The organism is Kitasatospora sp. NPDC004272, from assembly GCF_053603035.1.
In genome coordinates this window covers 58,918-79,161 of the sequence record NZ_JBSGET010000012.1, presented here as the reverse complement: position 1 = coordinate 79,161, position 20,244 = coordinate 58,918, and the positions used below count along the sequence as shown (strand labels likewise).

Genomic DNA, 20,244 nt, shown 5'->3' with positions numbered 1-20,244 from the left:
CGTCAGTCCACCGTCACGTAGTCGGGACCGGAGTACCGTCCGGTGCTCAGCTTCTGGCGCTGCATCAGCAGGTCGTTCAGCAGGCTGGAGGCGCCGAACCGGAACCAGTGCGGGCTGAGCCAGTCGTCGCCCAGCGTCTCGTTCACCATCACCAGGTACTTCATCGCGTCCTTGGTGGTGCGGATGCCGCCGGCCGGCTTCACGCCGACCTGGGTGCCGGTCGCCGCGCGGAAGTCCCGCACCGCCTCCAGCATCAGCAGCGTCACCGGCGGGGTCGCGTTCACCGCGACCTTGCCGGTGGAGGTCTTGATGAAGTCCGCCCCCGCGATCATCGCCAGCCAGGACGCCCGGCGGACGTTGTCGTACGTCTGCAGCTCGCCGGTCTCGAAGATCACCTTGAGGTGGGCCGAGCTGCCGTCGGGACGCGCGCAGGCCGCCTTGACGGCCCCGATCGTCTCGAACACCTCCAGGTAGCGGCCGGAGAGGAACGCGCCCCGGTCGATCACCATGTCGATCTCGTCCGCGCCCGCGGCGACCGCCTCCGCGGTGTCCGCCAGCTTGACCGGCAGGCCCGCCCGGCCGGACGGGAAGGCGGTGGCCACCGAGGCGACCTGGACGCCGCTGCCGCGCAGCGCCTCCTTCGCCGTGGCCACCATGTCCGGGTACACGCAGACCGCCGCGACCTGCGGGGCGGAGCGGTCCGACGGGTCCGGGTTCAGGCCCTTCGCGCACAGCGAGCGGACCTTGCCGACCGTGTCCGCGCCCTCCAGCGTGGTCAGGTCGATCATCGAGATGGCGAGGTCGATGGCGAAGGCCTTGGCGGTGGTCTTGATCGACCGCGTGCCGAGGGTCGCGGCCCGCGACTCCAGGCCGACCTGATCGACCCCGGGCAGGCCGTGCAGGAAACGGCGCAAGGTGGCCCCGGACGCCGCGACGTCCGAGAGGCCGCCGCCCGCGGCGCCGGGGGCGTTGGCTGCAAGAGTGGACATAGTCACCAGAGCAGCATATCTACGCGCGTAGGAAGCCGGTAGGGCGGGGCGGTTTCGAGTCCTGACCGAAATGCGCCGCTGCCGTCCCCGCTGGTCCCGCCGCCTTCGTCGCCTCCGCCGTCCCCGCTGGTCCCGCCGTCCCCGCGGCTTCCGTGATCCCGATCCGGGGACAATGGAGGGATGAGCGGCGGAACGAAGGCGCGCGGGCGGCGGCCCGGGGGCGGGGACACCCGGGGGGCGGTGCTGGTGGCGGCCCGGGCGGAGTTCGCGGCGCACGGCTACCAGAAGGCCAGCATGCGGGCGATCGCCCGGGGCGCGGGGGTGGACGCGGCGCTGCTGCACCACTACTTCGGCACCAAGGACCGGCTGTTCATGGCGGCGCTGGAGTTCCCGCTGGACCCGCGGACGGTGGTGGAGACCGTGTTCGCGGGCGACCCGGCGACGGTCGGCGAGCGGGTGGCCGGCTTCGTGCTGGAACTGTGGGAGCGGCCGGAGGTCCGCGACCGGCTGCTGGCGCTGGTGCGGACGGCCGCCGCCAGCGAGGAGGTGGCGGCGCTGATGCGCGGCTTCATGGTGACCGAGCTGGTCACCCGGGCGGCCGAGCAACTGGACGTCGAGCAGCCCGAGTTGCGGGTCGAACTGGTGATGTCGCAGATCGTCGGGCTGGCGATGGCCCGCTACGTGATCGCGGTCGAGCCGCTCGCCTCGGCACCCCCGGAGGTGCTGGCCCCGATGCTGGGCCGCACCGTCCAGGGGTACCTGACGGGCTGAGCGACCGGGTCAGGCCTGACCGCCGCCGAAGCGCTCGGTCCAGGCGGCCAGGTCCTCGTCGGTGATCTTGGCGAACAGCACCGGCGGGACGGTGAAGCCGGTGCCGGCCGGGACGAGCGCGAGCGCGCGGGCCTCCTCGGCCGACACCCAGGTGCGGGTGTCGCCGTCGAGGGCGAAGGCCCCCCGGATCGCCTTGGCCGCGGCCGGGATGAAGGGCTCGGAGACCACCGCGTAGAGGTGGATCAGGTTGATCGCGGTGCGCAGGGTGCGCGCGGCCGCCTCCGGGTCGGTCTTGATCTCGGTCCACGGCGCGGTGACGTCCAGGTACGCGTTGCCCGCCGACCACAGCGCGCGCAGCGCCTGCGCGGCCTTGCGGAAGTTCAGCGCGTCCAGCTGGGACTCGTACTCGGCGAGCAGTTCGGCGATCTGGGTGCCGAGCTGCTGCTCCGCCTCGCCGTTCGGCGCGCCCGCCGGGACCTCGTCGCCGAAGCGCTTGCGGCTGAAGGAGAGCACCCGGTTGACGAAGTTGCCCAGGGTGTCGGCGAGGTCCTTGTTGACGGTGGCCGCGAACAGGTCCCAGGTGAAGCTGGAGTCGTCGGACTCCGGGGCGTTCGCCATCAGGTAGTAGCGCCAGTAGTCGGCGGGCAGCAGCTCCAGCGCGACGTCGGTGAAGATGCCCAGCTTCTGGCTGGTGGAGAACTTCCCGCCGTAGTACGTCAGCCAGTTGAACGCCTTGACGTAGTCGACCTTCTTCCACGGCTTGCGCGAGCCGAGGATGGTGGCCGGGAACATCACGGTGTGGAACGGGACGTTGTCCTTCGCCATGAACTCGGTGTACCGGACGGTGTCGTCCGCCTCGTACCACCAGGAGCGCCAGTCGCCGCCGGTGGCGTCCGCCCACTCCTTGGTGGCGCCGATGTACTCGATCGGGGCGTCGAACCAGACGTAGAACACCTTGCCCTCGGCGGCCAGCTCCGGCCAGGTGTCGGCCGGCACCGGGACGCCCCACTCCAGGTCACGGGTGATCGCGCGGTCCTGCAGGCCCTCGGTCAGCCACTTGCGGGCGATCGAGGAGGCCAGCACCGGCCAGTTGTCGCCGTTGGCGGCGATCCAGGACTCCACCTCGTCGGTCAGCTTCGACTGGAGGAGGAACAGGTGCTTGGTCTCGCGCACCTCCAGCTCCGAGCTGCCGCTGATCGCCGAGCGCGGCTCCAGCAGGTCGGTGGGGTCGAGGACGCGGGTGCAGTTCTCGCACTGGTCGCCGCGGGCCTTGTCGTAGCCGCAGTGCGGGCAGGTGCCGACGATGTAGCGGTCCGGCAGGAAGCGGCCGTCGGCGATCGAGTAGACCTGGCGGATCGCCCGCTCCTCGATGAAGCCGTTGGCGTGCAGCTCGCGGGCGATCTCCTGGGTGATCTCGCGGTTCTGCGGCGAGGACGAGCGGCCGAAGTAGTCGAAGGAGAGCTGGAAGCCCTCGTAGATCGCCTTCTGCTGGTCGTGCGCCCGGGCGCAGAACTCGGCCACCGGCAGCCCCGCCTCCTGGGCGGCCAGCTCGGCGGGCGTGCCGTGCTCGTCGGTCGCGCAGATGTACAGCACCTCGTGGCCGCGCTGGCGCAGGTACCGGGAGTAGACGTCCGCCGGGAGCATCGACCCGACCATGTTGCCCAGGTGCTTGATCCCGTTGATGTAGGGAAGCGCGCTGGTGATCAACTGCCGAGTCATCCTGGGGGACTCCCATGCTCTCCGGCGGGCACGCCGAGAGGCGGCCGCGGGCGGGTTCAGAGGGGCCGGTGCGGGGCGTTTCGGCTGCCGTCCGGCCGACGCCAATCGTACCGAACCGGGGTGTCCGGGCCGTACGGCTTATCGGGGGGCGGGGAAGAGCGACATCGGGGGCCCGGGGGTGCGCGCGTTCGGGGGCTCGGGGGACGGCGAGAGCCCCCGCCGGGGGCTCGGGGGACGGCGAGAGCCCCCGCCGGGGGCTCGGGGAACGGCGAGGCCGGGGCTGCTGGCGGTTCACTGCTGTTGGGTGCCGCCGCTTCGGGTTCTGTTTCAGGCACGCAGCAGCACGGACCTTCGATGGGCTCCGGCCGTCAGCAGCATCGACCCGCCGTTCCCCGGGCCCCTGGTGGTGCAGGCCCGTCTGCCGACAGTTTCCCGGGCCCCTGGTGGTGCGTGCCCGTGGTGGTGCGTGCCCGTCCGCCGACAGTTCCCCGGGCCTTGACGGGGAGCGGCGCGCGGCGGAAACTCATCGCATGATGAATTCTTCCGGTGGTCCCGCGATCCGGGTCGAGGGGCTGGTGGTGCGGCGCGGCGGCGCCACCGTGCTGCCCGGGCTCGACCTCGTCGTGGAGCGGGGCAGCGTCACCGGGCTGCTCGGGCCCAGCGGGTGCGGCAAGACCACCCTGCTGCGCAGCGTCGTCGGGGTGCAGCGGACCGCGGCCGGCCGCGTCACCGTGCTGGGGCACCCGGCCGGGGCCGCCGCCCTGCGGGACCGGGTCGGCTACGTCACCCAGGCGCCGTCCGTCTACGGGGACCTGACGGTCGGCGAGAACCTCGACTACTTCGCCGCCGTGCTCGGCGCCCCGCCCGGCGACCCCGCCCGGGTGACCTCCCTGGTCGGCCTGGACGCCCACCGGCGCACCCCCGCCGCCCGGCTCTCCGGCGGCCAGCGGGCCCGGGTCTCGCTCGCCGCCGCCCTGCTCGGACACCCCGAACTGCTGGTCCTGGACGAACCCACCGTCGGCCTCGACCCCGTGCTGCGGCAGGAGCTCTGGCAGCTGTTCCGGGAACTCGCCGGCGCCGGCACCACCCTGCTGGTCTCCAGCCACGTCATGGACGAGGCCACCCGCTGCGACCGGCTGGTCCTGATGCGCGAGGGCCGGCTGCTCGCCCACGACACCCCCGCCGCGCTGCTCGCCGCCACCGGCGCGCCCGACGTGGAGAACGCCTTCCTCACCCTCGTCCGCACCGAACCGGAGGCCGCCCGGTGAACGCCGCCACCCGCCGCACCCTCGCCACCGCCGCCCGGGTCCTGGCCCAACTGCGGCACGACCCGCGCACCGTGGCGATGCTGCTGTTCGTGCCCTGCCTGCTGCTGGTGCTGCTGCGCTACATGTACGACGCGCAGCCCGCCACCTTCGACCGGATCGGCCCCGAACTGCTCGGCGTCTTCCCGCTGCTGGTGATGTTCCTGGTCACCTCGGTCGCGATGCTCCGCGAACGCACCGGCGGCACCCTGGAACGGCTGCTCACCATGCCGCTCGGCAAGCTCGACCTGCTGCTCGGCTACGCGCTCGCCTTCGGCGCCGTCGCCCTGCTCCAGGCCGCGCTGGCCTCCGCGCTCACCATCGGCGTGCTCGGCCTCGACGTCGCCGGGCCGACCTGGGCGCTGTTCGCCGTCGCGGTCGCCGACGGGCTGCTCGGCATGGCGCTGGGCCTGCTGGTCTCCGCGTTCGCCGCCACCGAGTTCCAGGCCGTCCAGTTCCTGCCCGCCGTCCTGCTGCCCCAACTCCTGCTCTGCGGGCTGTTCGTGCCGCGCGAGGACATGGCGACGGCGCTGCGGCTGCTCTCCGACGTGCTGCCGCTCTCGTACGCCGTCGACGCGATGGGGCGGATCACCGCGGAGAACGGGGTGAGCGGACGGGTCCTCGCCGACCTCGCCGTGGTGGCCGGAAGCGCGCTGCTCGCGCTCGCCCTCGGCGCCGCGACGCTGCGGCGGCGCACCGACTGACGGCGGCGCCGTCCGTGACCGTCCCGTGCCCGGGTCGCCATTGGGGACGGCCCGGGCCCTGGGGCAGAATCGACGGCATGACCGAATCCGACCGGACACCCCACCAGGGTTCCGCCGCCGATGAGCCCGTGTACGCCGACCGCGTCTACCGCTCCGTCCCCAGCGTCATCGCGGGCGTCATGATGCTCGCCGTCGCCGCCTGGCTGATCATCGACGCCGTGGTGACCGGCACCGGTGCCACCCCGTGGGTCGCCCTCGCCGCCGCGCCGGTCTTCGCCTTCCCGGTGATCGCCTACACCCTGCGGCCCGTGGTGCGCGCCAACGACCGGCGGCTGATCGTCCGCAACCCGCTGCGGACCGTCGTCGCGCCCTGGTCCACCGTCGAGGGCCTCAAGGCCGGGTACTCGGTCGAACTCTTCGCCGACGGACGCAAGTTCCAGGTCTGGGCGATCCCGGTGTCGATCCGCCAGCGCAAGAAGGCCACCCGCCGGGCGACCCGCGCCGTCGCCGAGGGCGATCCCGCGCTGCGCGGCCCCGCCCGCCCCGGCAAGGCCGCGCGCACCCCGCGCCCGGACGAGCTCGACCCCACCCGGGCCTGGTCCGACGCGGTGGTGGGCGCGCTCCAGGAGCAGGCCGAGCGCAACGCGCACAAGCCCTCGGCGGGCGGCGAGCTCACCACCACCTGGTGCTGGTGGATCATCGCGCCGACGGTGGCGGGGCTGGTCGCGCTGGTGACGGTCATCGCGGCGACCTGAGAGCACCTGCCGGGGGCTCACGAGCGCGGAATCAGGGGCTCGGGGAACGGCGAGCCCGTGGCTGCTGACGGTTCACTGCCGCCCAGCGCGTCTGCTTCGGGTTCTGTTACTGCACGCAGCAGCACGGACCTTCGATGGGCTCCGGCCACCAGCAGCACGGACTCGCCGTTCCCCGAGCCCCTGTTGTGGATCTCGCCGTTCCCCGAGCCCCTGGCGGTGCTCTTCAGACGGCGACGACGTACTTGCCCTCGCCCCGGCCGGTGGCGAGCAGGTCGTGGGCGGCCGGGACGGCGGTGAGGCCGGGGAGGACGGTCACCGGGGTGTCGAGGGTGCCGGTGGCGAGGAGGTCGAGGGCGCGGCGGACGGCGTCGGCGACCTTCGCGGGGGCGCGGGTGAGCAGGCCGTTGTGGCTGAAGGCGGTGAGGGTGGCGTTGGCGGCGAGCAGCCGGGGGTAGGCCGGGAGGGGGGCGGGGGTGCCGCCGCCCGCGTTGCCGAAGAGGACGATGCGGCCGCCGGGGGCGAGCAGGTCGAGGTCGAGGTCGACGGCGGCGGTGCCGAGCGGGTCGAGGACGAGGTCGATGCCGCGTCCGTCGTTGGCCGCGCGCAGACGGGCGGCGAGGTCGGCGGGGCCGGCGGGGTCGGTGCCGCGGGCGTGCACCGCGTGGTAGCCGTGGCGCAGGGCGGCGGCGGCCTTCTCGGGGCGTCCGACGGTGCCGAGCAGGCGGCCGCCGCCGAGGTGGGGGAGCAGGCGGGCGACGGCGGTGCCGATGCCGCCGCTCGCGGAGTGGACGAGGACGCTCTCGCCGGGGGCGAAGCGTCCGGCGTCGGTGAGCAGCAGCAGGGCGGTGGCGAGGCCGAGGGGGACGGTGGCGGCCGCCTCCAGCGGGACGCCGGCGGGGACGGGGACGGTGAGGACGGCGTCGGCGACGGCGGTCTCGGCGAGGCCGCCGGCCCGGGTGGCGGCGACGACGGGGGTGCCGACGGCGAGGTGGGTGACGCCCTCGCCGAGGGCGAGGACGGTGCCGGCGACCTCCTTGCCGGGGTGGTGCGGCCAGGCGGCGCCGTAGCCGCCGTCGCCGCGGCGGGCCATCACGTCGACGAAGTTGAGCCCGGCGTGGGTGACCCGGATGCTGACCTGGCCGGGGCCGGGCTCGGGGGCCTCGACGTCGAGGACGTGGCTGTGCTCGGAGCCGCCGGCTTCGGTCATGACGAGTGCGCGCATGGTTCCCCCCTGGGGCGTCTGCCTCTACGATGTTCTACGAACGTCGAAATTGATACCACGCATCTTCGAGATCTGTCGAACATCCCTGGAAGGAGGCGCCCCGTGCCCCGGTCCGGCCGCCGCCGCGAGGTGCAGCACCCCGACACCGCCGACATCGACCTGCTGGACGTGCTGCACGCGCTGTCCGACCCGACCCGGATGACCATCGTCCGGACGCTCAGCGACGAGCCCGAACGGGCCTGCGGCACCTTCCCGGTGGACGTCGCGCCGTCCACCCTCAGTCACCACTTCAAGGTGCTGCGCGAGGCGGGCGTGATCCGCCAGCGCGAGGAGGCCAACCGCCGGCTCACCACGCTGCGCGCGGTCGACCTGGAGGAGCGCTTCCCGGGTCTGCTGACCGTCGTGGTCGCGGCGTACCGCGGCGGTGGCCGGGAGGGATCCGCGGGCTGACTCGGCCCTCCGTCCACCGCGTGGTGCGGGCCCGTCCGCCGCGGTGGGGAGTTTCGGAGGGCTCGCACCGATTCGCCCGCCGACGGCCTAAAACGCGAGTTGACGGTATGCCAATTTTCGTTGACTTGAAGTCACCCTTACTGTCTCAAAAGGTGATTGACGAACTTCTGGACATTCCAGGGCAATGCGCTAAAGGCCTTGACCTATTCTCCACGGAGGATGCATCGTTCCCGACCGAATGCCTGTCCGACCGGGGCGGGCAGCAGGGAGGGAGACCGCGCACGCCATGTCCGACATAACCCCACCGAGACGCCGTAGACGGGGAAATCGGTCACACGGGAAGGGCGTGCTCGGCCGGGCGACGGTGGCGGCTGCCACGGCGCTCGTCCTCACCGCCCTCTCCTCCCCGGGGGCCTGGGCCGCGGACCCGACGCCCGCCCCGACCCCCACCACCGGGGTCCAGGAGGCGCAGCCGCCGACCGAGTCCGAGCAGACCAAGGCGGTCCGGTCGGCCCTCCAGCGGGCGGCGGAGACCGGGAAGCCGGTCCGGATCGACGCGATGACGGACGAGACCACCGAGGTCTTCGCCGACACCGACGGGCGGACGCTGTACTCCGAGACCCACACGCAGGACGTCCGGACCAAGCGCAACGGCACCTGGCAGCAGCTCGACCCGACCCTGCACGGCAACCCGGACGGCACCGTCACCCCCGCCCTCACCGGCTCCGACCTGGTGCTCTCCGGCGGCGGCAGCGGACCGTTGGCGAAGATCACCACCGCTGACGGCACCTCGATGGCGATCACCGCGCCGTTCCCGCTGCCCGCGCCCACCCTGGACGGGGCGACCGCCACCTACGCCTCCGTGCTGCCCGGCGTGGACCTGCAGGTGACGGCCCGCCCGGACGGCGGCTGGCGCGACGTGGTCGTGGTCAAGACCGCGGCGGCCGCCGCCGACCCGCGGCTGAAGACCCTGCGCTTCCCGCTGAGCAGCAGCGGCCTGAAGGTCGACGCGGACGCGGCGGGCAACGTCTCGTACCGGGACGCCGAGGGCCGGGTGCGCTTCCACGCGCCCACGCCGTTCCAGTGGGACTCCACCACCGCCCCCGCGCCCGCCCCGCTGCTGAAGTCGGGCGCTGCGACGGCGAAGTCGCTGTTCGCCGCGCCCGCCGCCACCGACGCGCAGGCCGCGGCCGACACCTCCACCGCCGAGCGGCCCGGCGCGGGCGCCGCGGTCTCCGCCATCGGCGTCTCGGCGGGGGAGACCGAACTGGTCCTCACCCCGGACCCGGCCACCTTCGGCAAGGGCACCGGCCCCTGGTACCTGGACCCCGAGACCAGCGTCGAGGGCAAGCGGCAGGTCAACGCGCAGGTCCAGGAGAACCACCCGGAGACCGCCAACGTCAACACGCTCAGCGCCCTGGGCGTCGGCTACTGCGGCTACGACAACTGCACCGGTTACGGGCGCTACCGCGCGTACTACCAGATGTCCGTGCCCAGCGAACTGTTCGGGAACGGCAGCCACGGCACCGCGACCGTCAACCGGGCCACCCTGTTCGTCGACGTCATCGACGCCTCCTCGCCCACCACCCAGTCGAAGTTCAACCTCTACAGCGTGCCCGCCTTCCAGGGCACCACCACCTGGAACAACCAGCCCTGCGGCACCGGCAGCAAGATGGCCGGCTGCACCTGGGTCGCCGACGCCCAGACCACCGGCACCGCACAGCTGGCCTACAACGTCAAGGACTGGATGCAGACGCTGGCCAACGGCCAGTACCAGAACTGGACGATCGGCTTCTCCGCCGACAACGAGTACGACAAACTGCTGCGGCACCACCTCGGCGCCGACCCGCGCATCGTCACGTACTACGACGTCGCGCCGACCATCTGGTACCCGCGCACCTCGCCGCGGCCCGGCTACGTCAACGACCCGACCTTCGGGACGCAGGCCAACGACTGCCAGACCCCCGGCGGCGGCTACGCCTGGTACGCGCCCGGCTGGGTCGGCGCCAACCAGTACGTCTACCTGAACGCCAGTGCCTGGTCGCCGATCGGTGCCCCCGTGACGGTCCAGTTCCACATCTGGGACGACAACGACGGCAACTGGAGCGGTACGCCCAGTGGTTCGCTGCCCGGCGGCTACGGGGACGCCACCGGCCCCGTCGGCAACCTGGCCGACGGCCACCAGTACGGCTGGACGGCGAAGGCCACGGACACCCAGCTGAACTCCGGGGACACCCCCTGGTGCTACTTCCGGGTCGACAAGACCCCGCCGCGGGTGTCCCTCTCCTCCACCGACTTCCCGGCCAGCGGCACGATCGGCGCCGTCCCGACCAAGAAGGCCGGGCAGGCCGGCACCTTCACCCTCACGGCCCAGGACCCGGCGCCCGCGTCCGGTCTGAACGCCTCGGGCGTGGCCTGCATCCGCTGGACCACCGACCCGACCCCCGTCACCGGCTGGTCCTGCGACGCGGCCGGCACGCCCAACAAGGAGGGCGTGGTGAAGGGCGCCTCCGGCACCTTCCCGTTCGCCCCTCCCCAGTGGGGCACCAACACCCTGTTCGTGCAGGCGATGGACGTGGCCGGCAACTACAGCCAGCCGCTGCCCTACACCTTCTACGCCCCCTGGGACCCGGCCACCGGAACCACCGGCGTCCCCGGTGACCTGAACAAGGACGGCCGGGGCGACGTCCTGCTCCCCGACGACCAGGGCAACCTGAAGGTCGTCAGCCTGGACAGCGACGCGACCGCGATCCAGGGCGCCCCGCTCGGCCTCGCGCCCGGCGGCACCACCTGGAAGAGCGACGCCACCACGACCGTCCGCACCACCCACCTCGGGGCGCTGCGGTCCTCCCCCTACGCCGTCGACGACGCCATCGTGTGGACCAACGCGGCCACCGGCGGCACGTCCCTGGCCTCCAACCTGTACCTGTACCAGAACAACGGCGACGGCACTTTCCAGGCACCCGTGGTGCTGGACAAGCCGACCACCTGGCTCGACACCGCCGGCAACGCGCTCAGCCAGGCGCCCGCCGGCTGGAACACCAACTGGAGCGGCCTGACCCAGGTGGCGGCGCTCGGCTCGCCGAACGCCAAGGTCAACGCCGACGACGCCCTGACCACCTCCAAGCAGACCTCGGTCCTCACGGTCGAGGGCGGCAGCCTGTGGCTCTACCGCACCGACCCCACCAACCAGCTCGGCGCGGCCGCGATCAAGGTCTCCTCCGCCAACTGGAACAACTACGAGCTGATCAACCCCGGTAAGGCCTCCGGCACCGCCCAGCCCACCCTGTGGACCCGGGACAAGACCGACGGCACCATCCGGGCCTACGACATCACGCTCAACGCCGGCGGGTACCTGGACCTCGGCAACCTGGTCGACCCGACCACCAAGGCCCGGACGGTCGGCACCCAGAAGTTCACCGTCGCCGCCTACCCGAAGATCGGCTCCAGCGGCGACGCCACCAAGGACGGCCTGCCCGACCTCTGGGCCCTCGACGCCGTCAACCACCTCAAGGTGTGGCCCGGCACCGCCGCCGCCGGTTCCACCGTGGTCACCGGCTTCGCCGCCACCCCGGGCGACCAGGGCGACACCCGCAAGGTCGTCAACCGGATCAGGCTCGACAACCCCGCCGTCACCGACGTGTACGGCAACAACCCGATGACGGCCGGCAGCGGGGTCACCTTCCCGACCGACACGGTGAACGGCAAGAGCACCACCGTCGCGCACTTCGGCGGCGGCTCGGCCGGTGCCAACTCGATGATCTCCTATGGGGCCGGCCAGACCCAGCAGGTCAAGGTCGACACCTCGAAGTCCTTCACCGTCAGCGTCTGGGCCAAGCCCGCCGGCGTGGGCGGCCCGGTCCTGTCCACCAAGGGCACCACCTCCAGCGGCTTCATCCTCTGGCCGGACAAGGACGGCACCTGGCACTTCGGCATGGCCACCACCGACAACGCCAACTGGAACTACCACCAGACGTCGGACGCCAGCACCAGCGCCGCCGCCTACCAGGCGGACCGCTGGGACCGGCTGACCGCCAGCTACAACGCCACCACCGGCGGCATGTCGCTGTACATCAACGGGGTGCTCGCGGGCAGCAGCTACCACGCCGGCAAGTTCGGCTACAGCGCCCCGCTGGTGATCGGCGGCTATCAGGACGCCGGCGCGCTCGCTACCGCGTTCAACGGCAACGTCAGCGACGTCGAGGTGCTGGACGTCCCGACCGACCCCAGCATCACCGCCAACCGGATCATGGCCGACCTGCCGGCCGGTGTCGGCAGCAACAGGTGCCTGGACGCCAACGGCGGCGTGGACGCCAACGGCACCGCGATCCAGCTCTGGGAGTGCAACCCCAGCACCGCCCAGCAGGCCACCTCGCAGCCGAACGGCACCGTCAAGGTGCTCAGCCGCTGCCTCGACGTCACCGGCGCGGCCACCGGCAACGGCACCAAGATCCAGCTGTGGACCTGCGACGGCAACCCCGCCCAGCAGTGGCTCTACCGCGCGGACGGCTCGCTCTACAACCCGATGTCCGGCCGCTGCCTGGACATCCCGAACGGCACCATCGACAACGGGACACAGCTGCAGATCTGGGACTGCAACCGGACCTACCCGCAGCGCTGGAGCCTGGGGGCGGTGGCCGTCTGACCCACCGCCCGACCGGCCCGGTCGGGGGCGCCACCGGCTCCCCCGACCGGTTTCACCGCCTCGGAAATCGACCCGGAAATCACCGGGCCAATTCCACCGGGGCGGCCTCAGGTGCACTTTCCCAATTCCCGTTCCGGCATCTCCGAAAGCAGTCCGATTCGACGGCGAACTTTATAACGGGATGATGAATTCGGTCGTCGCGCACTGGTGCCGACCGGTCACCCGTCCCTAGATTTCCGTGTTGACCACTGCGCATGCTCCAGGGCGCCCTGTCTCCTGACGGGGCGTCTTTTGCGCATGGTTTCAACCGAGTTGGGGAGAACCAGATGGGGGTACAGCGTGAACGCACCCCACGCCGGTACCGGCTGAGAGGCCGGTCCCGGGCGTTGGGGATGCTGACGCTCATGGCGGTGACCGGGTCACTGCTCGGCGCGCCGCCGGCATTCGCCGAGAAGGCGCCGAAGGTGTGGGTCCCGCCGACCACGCCGCTGCAGGACGCGAAATCGGTGTCCGGGCGCTCCGACAGCTTCACCGGGGCGCCCGCCACCGGCGGCGTGCCGCGGGAGTGGAAGCGCTCCGCCGTCGCCCCGGCGAAGGCCGGCAGCGCGACGGTCCAGGTCGCCGACGTGTCGGCGGACCAGGAGGCGGCCCGCCGGCTGAGCGGCGGGGCCGCTCCGGCGGCCGGCGGCAAGGCCAAGGTCAGGGCCGGAGACCTGCCGGTCTTCCTGACCGACCTCGGCACCGCCCGGGACAAGGCCGCGGGCACGCCCTCGGTCAAGGTCGACCTGCTGGACCAGGGCAAGGCCGAGGCGGCCGGTTCGACCGGCCCGGTGGTCCGGCTCGAAGGGGCCGGCGGCGCCGCCAAGGGCGGCCACAAGTTCCAGGTGTCGCTGGACGTCAAGGCGCTGACCGGCAACGCGATGTGGTCCGACCGGGCCCGGCTGGTGCTGCTGCCCGAGTGCGCGCTCACCACGCCGGACAAGCCGGAGTGCCGCACCAGCACACCGGTTCCGTCCACCCTGGACCCGCTGTCCGGTCTGCTGACCGCCGACGTGCAACTGCCCGAGGCGCCCGCCGCGGGCACCACCGGCGCGTCGCTCGGCGGCGGCTCCACCGGTGGCGTCGTGCAGGCCGGGTTCGTCGAGCAGACCGCCACCGCGTCCTCGGGCGCGATGGTGCTGTCCGCGCAGGCGAGTTCGTCCGGCTCCTCGGGCTCCTTCGCGGCGACGCCGATCGCGCCGTCCGCGGCCTGGAGCGCCGGTTCCGGCTCCGGCAACTTCACCTACTCGTACACCTTCGACATGCCGACCGCGGTCGGCGGGGCCGCCCCCAGCGTGGTGCTGGGCTACGACTCCTCGGCGGTGGACGGCCGCACCGCGGCCACCAACTCGCAGTCGGGCTGGCTCGGTGACGGCTGGGACTACTCGGCCGGCTCGATCTCCCGCTCGTACAAGGCGTGCATCAAGTCCGGCATCGACATGTCGGGCGACGAGTGCTGGGCCGGGCAGGCGCTCCAGCTCAACCTGGCCGGCCACTCCGGCACGGTGGTCAAGGACGACACCACCGGCGTGCTGCGCCTGCAGGGCGACGACGGCACCCTGATCACCCCGCTGACCGGCCTGAACAACGGGGCCTGGAACGGCGAGGGCTTCAAGGTCACCACCACGGACGGCACCCAGTACTACTTCGGCGCCAACCACCTGCCCGGCGGCGACGGCACGGACCCGGCCAGCAACTCGGTCAACACCGTGCCGGTCTACCACCCGCACGCGGGCGACCCGTGCTACAACTCCTCGACCGGCCTGGCCTCCTGGTGCCAGATGGGCTGGCAGTGGAACCTCGACTACATCGTCGACCTGCACGGCAACCTGATCAAGTACCAGTACGCCAAGGAGTCCAACTACTACGCGCGCGGCGGCGGCCAGAACAACGGCACCGGCACCCGCACCGCGTACGACCGGTACTCCAACGTCTCCTCGATCCAGTACGGCCTGCGGCTGGCCGACCAGATCGCCTCGAAGGGCGCCGGGAACCCCGCGGCGAAGATCGACTTCACCACCGCGGAGCGCTGCTTCGCCTCCGGCTCGATCACCTGCAGCGACGCCCAGCGCGTGGTGGCCAACCAGTCCTCCTGGCCCGACACCCCGCTCGACCAGGCCTGCACCGCCTCCGGCACCTGCACCACCTACGGTCCGACGTTCTGGACCTCGAAGCGGCTGACCAAGGTCGAGACCACCGTCTACACCGGCGGCTCGGCCCGGGTGGTCGACTCCTGGGCGCTCAACCAGGTCTTCTCCGACCCCGGTGACGGCACCTCGCCGACCCTGTGGCTGAACTCGATCCAGCGCACCGGCAAGAACGGCCAGGCGGACGTCACGCTGCCGGCCGTGTCCTTCGCGGCCATGCAGATGGCCAACCGGGTCGACGGCCTGGTCCCGGCGGTCTCGCAGTTCAACCGCCCCCGGATGAAGGAGATCACCACCGAGACCGGCGGCCGGATCACCGTCACCTACAAGCCGGTCGAGTGCTCGCGGCTCAACGGCACCATGCCGGCCTCCGAGGCCGGGAACACCATGGCGTGCATGCCGGTGAAGTGGGTGCCGCCGGGCTCGGCGGCCGGCACCAAGCCGGTCGACGACTGGTTCCACAAGTACCTGGTCTCCTCGATCACCGAGTCCTCGCTGGTCACCAGCTCCACCGTGGCCAAGGAGACCCAGTACTCCTACGGCGGCGGCGCGGCCTGGCACCGCAACGACTCCGAGTTCGCGGACGACGACACCCGCACCTACGACAACTTCCGCGGCTACCAGACCGTCACCACCACCTCGGGCTCCGGATCGGACGGCCCGCGCACCAAGTCGGTCAGCACCTACCTGCGCGGCATGGGCGGACAGGTCGCCGACAGCTGGGGCGGCACGATCACCGATGCCGAGGAGCTGGCCGGATTCGTCCGGGAGACCCAGAACTACGAGTCGGACGCCGCGGGCGCCAAGGTCGTCGGCGGCGAGCTCACCACCCCGTGGCTCTCCAAGATCACCGCGACCCACACCCAGACCGGCAACCTGCCCAAGGTGACGGCCCGGTACGTCAACACGGCCGACGTGAAGACCCGTTCGCTGCTCTCCAACGACCAGTGGCGCATTACCGAGCGCACCGCCAGCTACGACGAGGACCACGCCGGACGCGTCCTGACCACGGACGTCCTCGGCGACCTCTCGACCAACGGCTCGCAGCGCCAGTGCACCGCCGTCACGTACGCCTCCGGCAGCAACCCGGCACTGGTCGAGTTCCCCTCCCGGGTGCTCACCCTGGCCGGCCCCTGCGGCCAGACGCCCACCCAGGCGAACACCATCTCGGACGCCCTGACCCTCTACGACGGCCAGGCGCTCGGCACCATCGGCGACATGGCCGACCAGACCGAGAACCGGGTCCTGGAGTCGTACGGGGCCAACAACACCCCGAACTACAAGGTGATGTCCAAGGCGCAGTACGACGCCTACGGCCGCCAGGTCTCCACGACCGACCCCAACCGCACCGACACCACCCACCCGAACGGCGCGACCACCGCCACGGCGTACACCCCCGCCACCGGTGAACTGCCCGCCAAGGTCGAGGTCACCAACCCGCTCGGCTGGAAGTCCACCACCGTCATCGACCCGGCCCGCGGCCTGCCCACCAGGGCGACCGACGAGAACGGCCGGGTCACCCAGGAGACCTACGACGCGCTGGGCCGCCTCACCGCGGTGTGGCTGCCGGGCCGCGACCCGAACGATCCCGACAGCACCAAGACCACCCCGAACCGGAAGTTCACGTACGAGCTGAACGGCTCGGCCTCCCCGTCGGTCGTCACCAGCGAGAGCATCCGCGAGGACCGCACCTACGCCAAGAGCCTGCAGATCTACGACGGCCTCGGGCGCGTCCGCCAGTCCCAGTCCATCCCGGCTCAGGGCCAGGTCGGCCGCCTGATCTCCGAGGCGTTCTACGACTCGCACGGCTGGCAGATCAAGTCCACCCCGTCCTACTACAACAAGGACTCGGGCCCGATCGCGACGGTGTACCTGCCGCAGGACTCCGAGGTCCCGCAGCAGACCTGGAACGAGTACGACGGCCTCGGCCAGGTCACCGCCGCCAAGTTCATGTCCTACGGGCAGGAGCAGTGGCGCACCACGGTGGCCCACCCGGGCGCCGAGCGCACCGACACCACCCCGCCGCCCGGCGGCTACGCCAGCACGACGATCACCGACTCCACCGGTGCCACCGTCGAGGTGCGGCAGTACAAGTCCGGCACCCCGACCGGGGCCTACGACGCGACCACCTACGGGTACGACGTCGCGGGCAAGCCGACCTGGATCCAGGACAGCAACTCCCCGGCCCACCGGTGGACGTACACCTACGACCTGCTCGGCCAGCAGACCAGCTCGACCGACCCGGACGCCGGTACGTCGGCCACGGTCTACAACAAGGCCGGAGACGCCGTCACCACCACCGACGCGCGCGGCAAGTCCACCAGCATGACTTACGATCTGCTCGGTCGGCAGACCGCCTCGTACGACGGGACCAGCACCACCGACGCGAGCAAGAAGCTCACCGAGTCGACCTACGACTCGCTGGTCCTGGGCAAGCCCACCAGCACGACCACCTACGCCGACACCCCCAACGGCTCCGGCAGGGTCGCCTACGTCAACACGGTCACCGGCTACGACCTCAACTACCGGCCCACCGGAACGTCGATCACGGTCCCGTCCGTCACCGGCGAGGCGAAGCTGGCCGGCACCTACACCTGGTCGACCACCTACACGCCGGTCCTCGGACTGGCCAAGAACGCCAAGCTGCCCGCGGTGGGCGGCCTGGCGGCCGAGACCGTCGGCAACTCCTACGACGTCGACGGCAACTTCCGGACCTCCAGCGGCCTGGACTACTACGTCCAGGACATGAAGTACGACGCGTTTGCCCGTCCCACCCGCACCACGGTGGGCGAGGCCGGTCTCCAGGTCGTTTCCACCCAGGTCTACGACCCGGCCACCGGCCGCGTCGTGCAGTCCACCCTGGACAAGCAGACCGCGGACACCACCCACGTCGACCTCACCAACTACACCTACAGCAAGTCCGGTTCGATGACGTCGGCGAAGACCGTGCAGGACGGTGCCACCACCGACCTGCAGTGCTTCACCTACGACTACCTCGGCCGTCTCAGCTCGGCCTGGACCGACAAGGGCACCACCACCACCGCCCCCGCGCCCTCGGCGCAGGGCATCGGCGGCTGCACCGACGCCACCGAGCCGACGGCGCTCACCGCGTCCGCCCGGGTCGGCGGCCCGGCCCCGTACTGGCAGTCCTACTCCTACGACCTGACCGGCAACCGCACCAAGCTGGTCCAGCACGACACCACCGGCGCGGTGGTCAACGACAAGCAGACCACCCAGACCTTCGCCACCGGCCCCAACACCCCCACCACCGACCCGGCCACGGGCGGCGGCACCGGCGGGCCGCACGCGCTGCTCACGTCCACGACCAGTGCGAACGGAACCAGCAAGGTCACCACGTCCACCTACGACGCCAGCGGCAACACCACGTCCCTCACGGACACCTCCGGTACCAAGACGCTCACCTGGAACAACCAGGGCAAGCTCGCCAAGGTCCACGACACCGCAGCGCCCTCCAATGACACCAGCTACGTCTACGACGCGAGCGGCAACCAGCTGATCCGCCGAGCGGGCAGCAAGACCACCATCAACCTGGGCACGGACGAGCTCACCCTCGACACCGCCACCGGCAAGACCACCGCCACCCGCTATTACGGGGCACCCGGCGGCCTGACCATCACCCGCACCGCCGACGACGCGGGCGCCACGGCGCTCTACTACCAGGCGTCCGACCCGCACGGCACCGCCGGTGTCCAGATGGACGCCGCCAACCTGAACGTCGCCCGCCGCCCCACCGACCCCTTCGGCAACGCCCGCGGCGCCCAGCCCGCGGCCGGATCCTGGGCCGGTGACAAGGGCTTCGTCGGCGGCACCATCGAAGGCACCGGATTCACCAACCTCGGCGCCCGCCAGTACGACCCGAAGACCGCACGCTTCCTGTCCGTCGACCCGATCTTCGACAACTCCGACCCGCAGTCGTGGAACGGCTACGCGTACGCCAACAACAACCCCGTCGACGGCTCCGACCCGAACGGCACCTGCCGGGTCATGGACGACGGCTACTGCCACGGCACCCCGTACATCTACGTCGCCCCCAGCGGCGACGACGGAAACGGAGCCAGCACCAGCAGCTCCACCACCCCGGCCGGCAAGGCCGCACACGACGCCAGCAACGAGGCCCTGCGCCAGAAGCAGGCCGCGGACGAGGCACTCGCCAAGGCCAAGCAGGCCCGCGAGGAGCTGATCAGCAAGATCGTCGACGTGGTCGGCGACCTGATCGGCTTCAACGACGCCCGCGACTGCTTCACCAAGGGCGACGTGATGGGCTGCATCAACACCGCCCTGAACTTCGTTCCGTGGACCAAGGTCTTCAAGGCCGTCAAGATCGGCATCAAGGCGTTCAAGCTCTGGCGCGAGGGCGAGAAGGCGTACAGCGCCATCCGCAGCGCCGAACGCGTTGCCAAGGAGGCCCAGGAAGCGTTCAGCGTCGCCCGCAAGACCGAGAAGGAGGTTGCCGAAGCCGAGCAGCAAGCCGCCAAGAAGGCTGAATCCGACGCGGCCAAGGCAGATGAGCCAAGTAGTTCGGCTGCAGAAGGAGAAACCTGTAACAGTTTCCCTGCTGGTACCTTGGTCCAGCTTGCGGATGGACGTGCCAAGCCGATCGATCAGGTGGAACCGGGCGACATGGTTTTGGCCACCGATCCTCAGACGGGCCAGACCCGGGCTGAGCCCGTGGCTAATACGATCACCGGCCACAACGATGTCGAATTCACCCAGATCACCCTCGGCGGCAACGCCGATGATGGGAATTCGGTTATCACTTCTACGGCGCACCACCCTTACTGGGACGAGACCTCACAGAAGTGGGTGGATGCCCTCAATGTAGTGGTTGGCCACCGGCTCCGGAGCGCCGATGGAGCGCTCGTAGTTGTCACTGCCATCCGGACCTACGGCACTCCTGCAACGACGGCCCATAATCTCACAGTTTCAAATCTGCACACGTACTATGTACTCGCAGGCTCGGAACCCATTCTGGTCCATAACTGTGGCTCGGAGGAGACGGGAGAAAACTGGACTCCGGACAATGACTATTCCCCGAGGGAAGTGAAAGAAAGATCAGATGCGAACAAGGCGTACTACAATACTCCGAAGGAGGTCCATGACCTGGTGACTGAGCTTCTCGATAACCCGAATTATCCGCAGCGCATGACACGGCGGCCGGGCAGCACCAGGAGGCAGCCTGACTTCTTTGAGGCCTTGGGTGAGCAAAGAAGGGGGCCTCAGACGGCCTCCCGGACTGCCAGAAGGTGGGCTGGAGCCAAGATCTACGATAATGGTGATCCGCTGAGCCAGATCCGCGTCCTGGTGGATGACCAGGGAAATATGGCCTACTTGGGCCTTCGTCCTGACGGAAGTCACAACTACAATCAGGTGATTCCCTATCCGTGGGCCAAGAGGCCGTAGGGATAAAGCTTTCCTGAACGAAACAACTGCTCAGGCCCGGGGGTCTGCCCCCGGGCCTGAGCGTTAGATGAAAGAGGG

10 protein-coding genes are annotated in these 20,244 nt (G+C 70.9%); 7 read left to right on the top strand and 3 right to left on the bottom strand.

What is annotated here, in order from left to right; genetic code table 11:
- Positions 1-2 precede the first annotated feature (2 nt).
- Positions 3-989 (bottom strand): deoxyribose-phosphate aldolase, encoded by a 987-nt coding sequence (deoC, locus tag ACWEO5_RS06515; protein ID WP_452160716.1) that lies wholly within the window; start codon positions 987-989, stop codon positions 3-5.
- A 180-nt stretch (positions 990-1,169) separates the two neighbouring features.
- Between deoC and ACWEO5_RS06510 the strand changes: the two genes are divergently transcribed.
- The gene (locus ACWEO5_RS06510) at positions 1,170-1,760 is read left to right on the top strand and encodes a TetR/AcrR family transcriptional regulator (protein ID WP_452160715.1); all 591 of its coding nucleotides are present in this window, start codon (positions 1,170-1,172) and stop codon (positions 1,758-1,760) included.
- A gap of 9 nt (positions 1,761-1,769) precedes the next feature.
- Here the strand turns inward: ACWEO5_RS06510 and metG are convergent, their stop codons facing one another.
- Entirely contained in the window at positions 1,770-3,479 is a 1,710-nt protein-coding gene (metG, locus tag ACWEO5_RS06505; protein ID WP_452160713.1) for a methionine--tRNA ligase, read from the bottom strand.
- Positions 3,480-4,009: 530 nt separating this feature from the next.
- On the opposite strand from metG, the gene ACWEO5_RS06500 reads away from it, so the two are divergent.
- From ACWEO5_RS06500 to ACWEO5_RS06490, 3 genes are all read left to right on the top strand, one after another.
- Positions 4,010-4,747: an ABC transporter ATP-binding protein gene (locus ACWEO5_RS06500; RefSeq protein ID WP_452160711.1), complete on the top strand. Its 738-nt coding sequence runs from the start codon at positions 4,010-4,012 to the stop codon at positions 4,745-4,747.
- The gene (locus tag ACWEO5_RS06495) at positions 4,744-5,487 is read left to right on the top strand and encodes an ABC transporter permease (protein WP_452160709.1); all 744 of its coding nucleotides are present in this window, start codon (positions 4,744-4,746) and stop codon (positions 5,485-5,487) included. The genes ACWEO5_RS06500 and ACWEO5_RS06495 overlap by 4 nt, the downstream gene beginning before the upstream one ends.
- A 77-nt stretch (positions 5,488-5,564) precedes the next feature.
- Positions 5,565-6,242, top strand: coding sequence for a PH domain-containing protein (locus ACWEO5_RS06490; protein ID WP_344553150.1), 678 nt, complete (start codon positions 5,565-5,567; stop codon positions 6,240-6,242).
- A 223-nt stretch (positions 6,243-6,465) separates the two neighbouring features.
- Here ACWEO5_RS06490 and ACWEO5_RS06485 read toward each other — a convergent pair whose 3' ends face one another.
- Positions 6,466-7,464, bottom strand: a complete 999-nt coding sequence (locus ACWEO5_RS06485) for a quinone oxidoreductase family protein (protein ID WP_452160706.1) — start codon at positions 7,462-7,464, stop codon at positions 6,466-6,468.
- Positions 7,465-7,566: 102 nt separating this feature from the next.
- On the opposite strand from ACWEO5_RS06485, the gene ACWEO5_RS06480 reads away from it, so the two are divergent.
- From ACWEO5_RS06480 to ACWEO5_RS06470, 3 genes are all read left to right on the top strand, one after another.
- A complete protein-coding gene (locus tag ACWEO5_RS06480; RefSeq protein WP_452160704.1) occupies positions 7,567-7,914 on the top strand; it encodes an ArsR/SmtB family transcription factor in 348 nt (115 codons plus the stop codon).
- Between the two features lie 364 nt (positions 7,915-8,278).
- The gene (locus tag ACWEO5_RS06475; RefSeq protein WP_452160702.1) at positions 8,279-12,559 is read left to right on the top strand and encodes a ricin-type beta-trefoil lectin domain protein; all 4,281 of its coding nucleotides are present in this window, start codon (positions 8,279-8,281) and stop codon (positions 12,557-12,559) included.
- 404 nt (positions 12,560-12,963) lie between these two features.
- Entirely contained in the window at positions 12,964-20,166 is a 7,203-nt protein-coding gene (locus ACWEO5_RS06470; RefSeq protein WP_452160700.1) for a polymorphic toxin-type HINT domain-containing protein, read from the top strand.
- The last annotated feature ends 78 nt before the right edge of the window (positions 20,167-20,244 follow it).

What these genes read in the sequence shown, in the direction of transcription:
- deoC (WP_452160716.1), bottom strand. Translation starts at nt 989, where the DNA reads ATGTCCACTCTTGCAGCCAACGCCCCCGGCGCCGCGGGCGGCGGCCTC.
- ACWEO5_RS06510 (WP_452160715.1), top strand. Translation starts at nt 1,170, where the DNA reads ATGAGCGGCGGAACGAAGGCGCGCGGGCGGCGGCCCGGGGGCGGGGAC.
- metG (WP_452160713.1), bottom strand. Translation starts at nt 3,479, where the DNA reads ATGACTCGGCAGTTGATCACCAGCGCGCTTCCCTACATCAACGGGATC.
- ACWEO5_RS06500 (WP_452160711.1), top strand. Translation starts at nt 4,010, where the DNA reads ATGATGAATTCTTCCGGTGGTCCCGCGATCCGGGTCGAGGGGCTGGTG.
- ACWEO5_RS06490 (WP_344553150.1), top strand. Translation starts at nt 5,565, where the DNA reads ATGACCGAATCCGACCGGACACCCCACCAGGGTTCCGCCGCCGATGAG.
- ACWEO5_RS06485 (WP_452160706.1), bottom strand. Translation starts at nt 7,464, where the DNA reads ATGCGCGCACTCGTCATGACCGAAGCCGGCGGCTCCGAGCACAGCCAC.
- ACWEO5_RS06470 (WP_452160700.1), top strand. Translation starts at nt 12,964, where the DNA reads ATGGCGGTGACCGGGTCACTGCTCGGCGCGCCGCCGGCATTCGCCGAG.